Raw genomic sequence first — 7,038 nt, forward strand, 5'->3', positions numbered from 1 at the left:
GCACATCCGGAATCGTCCGAATCGGCGTCGCCGAGCTACCCAACAACATGGGCTTGGCCGCGTCGACATGCGCGTCCAACCGAGGCTCAACCAACTGCTCAGCCAACATCGCCAGCCACTTGCGCACCCGACCCGACTTGATATGCCCCAACACCTGCATACCCAGCCGAACCTGCACGCCCATGCCCCGGGTCGCCCAGATCAAAAACAGATTGATCAGAATCTCGCCGGTAATCTCGCCCACCAGTTCATACATATCCGGCGGCGGCAGCATGCGTATCCAGGCGACCATTGCCGACAGATAGATGAACAGCAGCGGCTCATCGCTGAGTACCAGCAGGCCATGGGCGATGGCGTCCTTGCCCAGTTTCAGTAGCTCGTCCAGCTCGACCTGGGTGATGTACTTCAGGAGCTTTTCGCTGTTGGCCTTGAGGTCCGCCAACAGGTCGTATAGCTGTGTGACGTTATCCCAGAGGTTGTAGAGCGCCTTGCCAATCCCACCGGCCAACGCCACGCCTTGCATCGCACTGCGCTCGAGCGGCGTGGCGTTGGCGAAGTCCTTCCATCGCGGTTTGAAGGTCTTCGTCCATTCATCACGCAAGCGCTGTTCCAGCCCGGCGATCACCGACTGATAAGACGCATACAGCGCTTTGACGTGTGCCTTGGAAACGTTGGGGTAAAAAGTGATCTGGTAACGCTGGTCGCGGATGCAATCGTTGACTTCAAGAATGCCGCTGGCGTCGATGGTTCGACGGATAGGGTCACCGAATGGCGTGCCGTCCGACCCGATGGCTTGCAGCATCACCGGCGTATTGCCGATGGGCACAAACCGCGTGCTTTCAAACATATGCACCAGGGTCAACGAGCCCTGGGCCTTGCAAACAGCTACCGTGCGATTGGGCTTTTTGGAGGATGCGGGAGCGACGAGGGAAACTTCCTGGCCGACCTTGAACACCTGCTCCACGTCCAGCGCCGAGCCGCTCCAGAAGCTTTCGGCCCACTCGTCAAATGCGTTCAGGCACGTTCGGAAATCACGCAGAACGGTTTCCACGTCCGGCCTTTCGGCATCCATCGGGGAGAGGACGAACTGCGCAATAACCGGAATCATGAAACGGCCCCATTGAGTGGGGCACTGATAGAAAGGTGCATCGGCGGTCCCTCGCGCTGATTGGTCAGGCGAGAGACTTTGGAGAGGTTGGTTGGGAAAAGAAGTCGGCGTTATTCGCCGGGAGGGCTAGGAAGTTTCGCCAAAACTTAGGGCAAACCGAGGCTATGTTGTAGGCAGTGGATTACAGGGTGAACAGTCCTACAGCTTCAACTGCCCTATCGCTTTGCTCAACTCTCCGGCCAGGGTGGCCAGTTCATTGCTGGTGGTCGCGGAGTCCACGGTTTGCTGCACGGTGTTCTCGGTGACGTCGCGAATGCTGACGACCGCGCGGTTCATTTCTTCGGCCACGTGGCTTTGCTGTTCGGCGGCGACAGCGATCTGGGTGTTGCTTTCGCGCATCTGCGCCACGGCACCGGTGATTTCGGCGAGGGCGGCGCCCGCTTCCTGGGCCTGCTGCACGCAGTCGTCGGCCTTGAACGAGCTTTCCTGCATGAAGTCCACCGCGTCGCGGGTGCCGGCCTGCAGGGCCGAGACCATACGGGTGATTTCGTCGGTGGAACTTTGCACGCGTTTCGCCAGGTTGCGCACTTCGTCGGCGACCACGGCAAAGCCACGGCCCATTTCCCCGGCGCGGGCGGCTTCGATGGCGGCGTTGAGGGCGAGCAGGTTGGTTTGTTCGGCGATGCTGTGAATCACGCTGACCACGCCGTTGATTTTCTGGCTGTCCTCGGCGAGCTTCTGAATCATTTCGGCGGTTTGTTGCACGCCTGTAGACAGGCCGGCAATCGAGCGCTGTACACGGGTGACCACTTCCTGGCCGCTGCCGGCGAGGGTGTCGGCGGTCTGGGACAGATCCCTTGTGGCGCCTGCGTGCTGAGCAATGTGATAAACCGTTGCAGTCATCTCGTTGATGGCGGTGGCGGCCTGGTCGGTTTCGCTTTGCTGGCCGAGCATGCCGTGTTGCACCTCGTTCATGCTGCTGGCGAGGCGCGCGGCGCCGTCGTCCAGCTGTTGGGCGGTACGCGCTACGGTGCTGACCACTCTCTGGTAGCCGGCCTGCATCGCGTTGAACGCGCTGGCCATCTGACCGACTTCATCCTTGCACGCCAAGGGCACGCGGGCTGACAGGTCGCCGGTTTTCTCTACGTGCAGCATTACGTCCTTGAGAGTGTTGAGTTGGCTGAGCAGGAAGCGGATCAGCAATTGCGAGGCGCCGAGCATCGCCAGCATCAGGATCATGACCGCCGCCGCATAGTTGGCGAAGCGCTCTTCGAATACCTGGCTCAGGCTGGGCGCATAGGCAAGGACGGCGACGTATTGACCATCAGGACGGGCGACGACTTCAGCGCCCATCAGCGGGTTCTCGCCGAACACAGGCATGTGATTGAGCTCGATCCAGCCCGTGGCGCTGCCCAGGGCTGACAGATCCTGGTCGGCCAGTTGTGGGACTTGGCCGCGCTTGAACGTCAGCCAGTGCTCGCCCTTGGGCAGTGCTTCCCCAGCCGGCCAGGCGCCAAGCAGCCGCGCTTGTGCTTGCGCAGAGGCGAGGGACGCTGTGCTGCGCGCCTGTTGTTCAAGCTGCACGGCATACAGCACCAGCAGCAAAGTGGTGATGAAAGCGACCGCGTTGACGGCCCAGAATTTGTATTTAAGCGAGATATTGCTAAGCCAGGCACCCATGGAAGGTTTTCTCTGATAGCGGAAACAGCATTGGCAAGGTGCCATTATTGTGCCGCTATCCAGGGAGACGGTTTTGACGTGGGTCAATGCGCCGCATCAATCCACTTCAGGCAGCCCAAAGAAGCGGCGGGCGCATGCCGTGCTGTTACGGGCGAGGTCTTCCATGCTTTCGTTGCGGTGCAGGGCGACTTCGCGCAGGACTTCCGGCAGATACGCCGGCTCATTCCGGCCATTTTTCGGCTTGGGGCGCAGGGTGCGCGGCAGCAGATAGGGTGCGTCGCTCTCCAGCATCAGACGGTCACGGGGGATTTCCCTGACCAGTGGATGCAGGTGTGTCCCACGGCGTTCGTCGCAAATCCAGCCGGTGATGCCGATGTGCAAGTCGAGGTCGAGGTAGCTGAACAACGCCGCCTGTTCACCGGTGAAGCAATGCACCACGGCGGCGGTGAGGTGGTCGCGGTAGTCCTTGAGAATTTCCAGCAGGCGCTGGTTGGCGTCACGTTCGTGGAGAAACACCGGCAATTTGAGCTCGACGGCCAGGGCCAGGTGTTCTTCGAGGACTTTTTCTTGCTGCGGGCGCGGGGAAAAGTCCCGGTTGAAATCCAGTCCGCATTCACCCACCGCACGTACGCGGCTTTCGTTGAGCAAAGCGCGCAAACGCTGGGCGCTGTCGCCGTTCCAGTCGCTGGCGGAGTGGGGGTGGATGCCGGCGGTGCTGAACAGCCGCTGGCCGCTTTGATCGAATTTTTCGCACAATTGCAGGGCTTGTTCGCTGCCCTCGATGCTGGTGCCGGTGAGCACCAATTGCTGTACGCCGGCGGCATAGGCGCGGTCGAGTACAGCCTGGTGCTTCTCGTCGAAACTAGGGTTGGTCAGGTTGACGCCGATATCAATGAGTTGCATGGTGCTATCTCCGCCTGCGGCCGGAAAGCATATCAGAGCTGTAGATTTATAAGAAAAACGAAGAACTACAACGAGTTATAGCTGTCTTTGAACGTCGCAAGTGACATTGTGGTCGGCCAGCCGCCGTTCATCCTGCCACCGTTGCGCGCAAAGCCTGCGCATAAAGCGCTCTGTTTCTGACTCCCACCGCCTCGTTTTTCGCGAGGGCGTTGGCCAGTATTCTTTTCCGGAGAGCGGATGATCCGACCCTCGGCGTTGCTTATGTTGTGCCTGACGTTGCTGCTGCCCATGGCGGCGGTCGCGCGTCTGGACGGGCCGCTGGAAGTCACCAAGCCCAGCAAGGTCCGTGACCTGGCGGAGATTCGCTCCAGCCGCATCCTGCGCGTATTGGTCAACCAGAGCCGTAACAGTTCCGGCGAGGTCCAGGGCCAGGCTATTGGTGTCGAATACCATCGCCTGCGCGCTTTCGAGCAATACCTCAATGGCCACGCCCGTGATGGCCAGGAAATCAACTTCAAGATCATCCCCAAAGCCAAGGACCAACTGCTCGGTGCGCTGGCCCGTGGCGAAGGTGATCTGGTGGCGCCGGGTGAATTGCTCGATGTGAAGGCTGCGCACAAGATCAGCACCAGCGACCCGATTGTCAGCGATGTACCGTTGTGGTTGGTGGGGGTGAAGGGAGAGCGACGGTTTACCAAGTTGGAGCAACTGTCGGGCCGCACCCTGGCGCTGACCACCGGCAGCGCGGCGGCGGATGCCATCAGCCAGGTCAACCAGAAGCTGGCCCTGCACAAACAGCCACCTATCAAGGTGGAATGGGTGGACCCGACCCTGGCCGTGGAAGATGTGCTGGAGATGGTCCAGGCGGGAATTTTTCACCTGACTATTGTTGAAAAACCGATTGCCGAACGCTGGTCGAAGATCCTGCCCAAGTTGCGCTTTGACAAGCAGGTGGCGATCAGCGAACCGGGCGACGAGTACTGGTTTGTGCGCCAGGACGCGTCGATGCTGCGGGCAAGCATTGATCGATTCCTCAAGACCTACCGAACCCCCTCAGACCAGGATGTGGCGTTCCAGCGGATCTACCGGCGCCTCTATCAAGTGCGCAATCCGTTGGCGCGGGTCGACCGTCAGCGCCTGGAAAAACTGCGCCCGGTGTTGCAGAAACACGCCCGCGAGCAGGGCATCGACTGGCTGAACCTGGCGGCATTGGCCTTCAAGGAGTCGGCGCTCGATCCTGGCGCGCGCAACAGCGGCGGCCCCACTGGCCTGATGCAGATTACACCTTCAGCGGCGCAGCGCGTGGGGGTCAACAATATCGAGAATCTCGACAGTAACGTGCAGGCGGGGGCGCGCTACCTGGCGATGATCCGTCGCAAGTTCTTCGCCAGTCCCAAGCTCAACGAGCGCGAGCGCATGGCCTTCGTATTGGCGGCCTACAACATGGGGCCGGAGCGGGTGCAGGGCATGCGCACTGAAGCCAGGCGCCGGGGGCTGAATCCCAATCAGTGGTTCTTCCAGGTTGAACGCATTGCCATGGAGCAGGTAGGGATGGGCGGCGTCAGCTATGTTAATAGCGTCAACAAGTACTATTTGGCGTTCGATCGGGAGCGGGAGTCCCTCGAGCCGCCAGCGCCGAAAATCGCCTCGCGGAAGTAATCGATTTTCTCGATATTAATCAGGCATTTTTTCGGCTTTTATCATTGCTTAAACTGATTAATATAGCGGCCAACCAACCCCTACTTTGAAAAGGATTATCACCATGAGCCCACTGATCAAAAGCATCCTGTCCACCCGCGCCGGTTACGGCCTGACCATTCTGCGCATTGTTGTCGGCATCATCTTCGCCGCCCACGGTTCGCAAAAACTGTTCGGCTGGTTTGGTGGCTACGGCCTGGCGGGCACTGCCCAGTGGATGGAAAGCATCGGCCTGGCGCCGGGTACGCTGATGGCGCTGCTGTCGGGCGGCACTGAGTTCTTTGCTGGTTTGGCTTTGATCATCGGCCTGCTGGCTCGTCCTGCGGCATTGGGCCTGACCATTCTGTCGCTGGTGGCGATCTTCTCGGTGCACATCCATAATGGCCTGTTCATGGCCAACAACGGTTATGAGTTCGCCCTGGCCTTGCTCGGTGGCTCGCTGGCGGTACTGCTGGAAGGCGCCGGCAAGCTGTCTGCGGATCGCGCCATCGCCAACTGATCGTCGTAGAACCTTCAAGAGGCCCGCCCTGTGCGGGCTTTTTGCTGATCGGGATTCTTGACACCGCCCCACCGGCTTCTCTAGGATGCCGCTCATGCGCCGATTTAAACAGCTAATTGCGGGGCGCCATGGGTGATCGTTATCGGTCCCGACAGAAGCATGTTCCATGCTTCGAAATTCCGCTAAAGCGCTGGTTCGGTGTTGCCTCTCACCTGCCCGCAGACTTTTGAGGCAGAGACACGACACGATGAATGCACTACGCCCCCTGATACGCCTGGCCCCGATCACCGCGGACCTCACTCAACGCAATCCTAAAATTCTCCTGGGCGGCAAACACCAGCCGACGCTGTTGCGCTACCTGGACGGCTGGCCGCGTCGTACGGGCCGACCCTCCGCGTTCCTGATCCAGTTTGTCGAAGATGGCGATTCCCTTGCGCGGTTTGCCAGCAACAGTTTTGACCTTGCGGTTATCCAGGCGCCCAGTGCTGGCGACGCCGATGAGGTCATCCGTCAGTTGACCCGCATTGCCCGGCAAGGGCTGATCGCCCGTCGTTGAGCGTTCAGTGAATGATGCTGCCGGCTTTCAGCCGGCGACGGCGTTGGCCCAGAAAGACCAACCAGGCGATCAGGCATAACGTCAGCGGTATCGCAAAGGTCACGACCAGTTTTATCGTCAGCTCCATTCGGCGTACCTGCGCATAAGCTTCGTGCTCCAGCGCGTGCAGCTCCATGGGCAAGCGCAGACGCTCCTTGTTGAGTGCCTGCAACCGGGTGCTGGTGTCCACTGCCTGGGTGCCGAGGGCGGTTGTCCATGGGCTAAGTCGTTGCCATTCTTGTTCCGTGCGCTGCAGGCGCCGCTCCAGTTCACCGGCCTTCAGGCGATAGGCCTGTTTCGCGACTTCGCGCATGCCTTCCAGCGCATTGGGTGACCTTTCCTGCGCCACGCGTGGGCGTATGGCGGCCAGTGTGTCGGGGGCGGACAGGTTGTCCAATGTATTCAGGACAAACAGCGCGTTGCCGTCCGGTGCCGCGTTGTTGACCGTGTCCATGAGCATGTCCGTGTCAGCAACGACCACGACATGAATCTTTGCAGCTTTGCGCAAGCCAGGCGGCTGCCTGCGGATTTCGGTGAACGTGACCGAGCGTTTCG

Annotated in this window: 5 protein-coding genes and 2 pseudogenes; 3 read left to right on the top strand and 4 right to left on the bottom strand. The window is 60.2% G+C overall.

Going from position 1 to position 7,038, the window contains the following annotated elements; translation table 11 throughout:
* The 3 genes and pseudogenes from CI807_RS15480 to CI807_RS15490 form a co-directional block, all read right to left on the bottom strand.
* Nucleotides 1-1,108 (bottom strand): annotated as a pseudogene (locus CI807_RS15480) (type IV secretion protein Rhs); the annotation flags it as partial.
* A gap of 198 nt (nucleotides 1,109-1,306) precedes the next feature.
* A complete protein-coding gene (locus tag CI807_RS15485) occupies nucleotides 1,307-2,788 on the bottom strand; it encodes a methyl-accepting chemotaxis protein (RefSeq protein WP_095015254.1) in 1,482 nt (493 codons plus the stop codon).
* Between the two features lie 96 nt (nucleotides 2,789-2,884).
* The gene (locus CI807_RS15490; RefSeq protein WP_095015255.1) at nucleotides 2,885-3,691 is read right to left on the bottom strand and encodes a TatD family hydrolase; all 807 of its coding nucleotides are present in this window, start codon (nucleotides 3,689-3,691) and stop codon (nucleotides 2,885-2,887) included.
* Between the two features lie 237 nt (nucleotides 3,692-3,928).
* On the opposite strand from CI807_RS15490, the gene CI807_RS15495 reads away from it, so the two are divergent.
* The 3 genes from CI807_RS15495 to CI807_RS15505 all read left to right on the top strand — a co-directional run bounded on the left by CI807_RS15495 (nucleotide 3,929) and on the right by CI807_RS15505 (nucleotide 6,444).
* Entirely contained in the window at nucleotides 3,929-5,350 is a 1,422-nt protein-coding gene (locus tag CI807_RS15495; protein ID WP_095015256.1) for a transglycosylase SLT domain-containing protein, read from the top strand.
* A 103-nt stretch (nucleotides 5,351-5,453) separates the two neighbouring features.
* Nucleotides 5,454-5,888: a DoxX family protein gene (locus CI807_RS15500; RefSeq protein WP_028615629.1), complete on the top strand. Its 435-nt coding sequence runs from the start codon at nucleotides 5,454-5,456 to the stop codon at nucleotides 5,886-5,888.
* A gap of 247 nt (nucleotides 5,889-6,135) precedes the next feature.
* On the top strand, nucleotides 6,136-6,444 hold the full coding sequence (locus CI807_RS15505; protein ID WP_016975361.1) for a hypothetical protein: 309 nt from the start codon (nucleotides 6,136-6,138) through the stop codon (nucleotides 6,442-6,444).
* A gap of 4 nt (nucleotides 6,445-6,448) precedes the next feature.
* Here CI807_RS15505 and CI807_RS15510 read toward each other — a convergent pair.
* Nucleotides 6,449-7,038 (bottom strand): annotated as a pseudogene (locus CI807_RS15510) (ABC transporter); the annotation flags it as partial.

It is taken from the genome of Pseudomonas sp. NS1(2017), from assembly GCF_002269425.1.
In the GTDB taxonomy this organism is placed as follows: domain Bacteria; phylum Pseudomonadota; class Gammaproteobacteria; order Pseudomonadales; family Pseudomonadaceae; genus Aquipseudomonas; species Aquipseudomonas reactans.

Bases quoted from the DNA above. Each gene is read 5' to 3' on its own strand.
- CI807_RS15500 (WP_028615629.1), top strand. From the start codon at position 5,454: ATGAGCCCACTGATCAAAAGCATCCTGTCCACCCGCGCCGGTTACGGC.
- CI807_RS15485 (WP_095015254.1), bottom strand. From the start codon at position 2,788: ATGGGTGCCTGGCTTAGCAATATCTCGCTTAAATACAAATTCTGGGCC.
- CI807_RS15495 (WP_095015256.1), top strand. From the start codon at position 3,929: ATGATCCGACCCTCGGCGTTGCTTATGTTGTGCCTGACGTTGCTGCTG.
- CI807_RS15490 (WP_095015255.1), bottom strand. From the start codon at position 3,691: ATGCAACTCATTGATATCGGCGTCAACCTGACCAACCCTAGTTTCGAC.
- CI807_RS15505 (WP_016975361.1), top strand. From the start codon at position 6,136: ATGAATGCACTACGCCCCCTGATACGCCTGGCCCCGATCACCGCGGAC.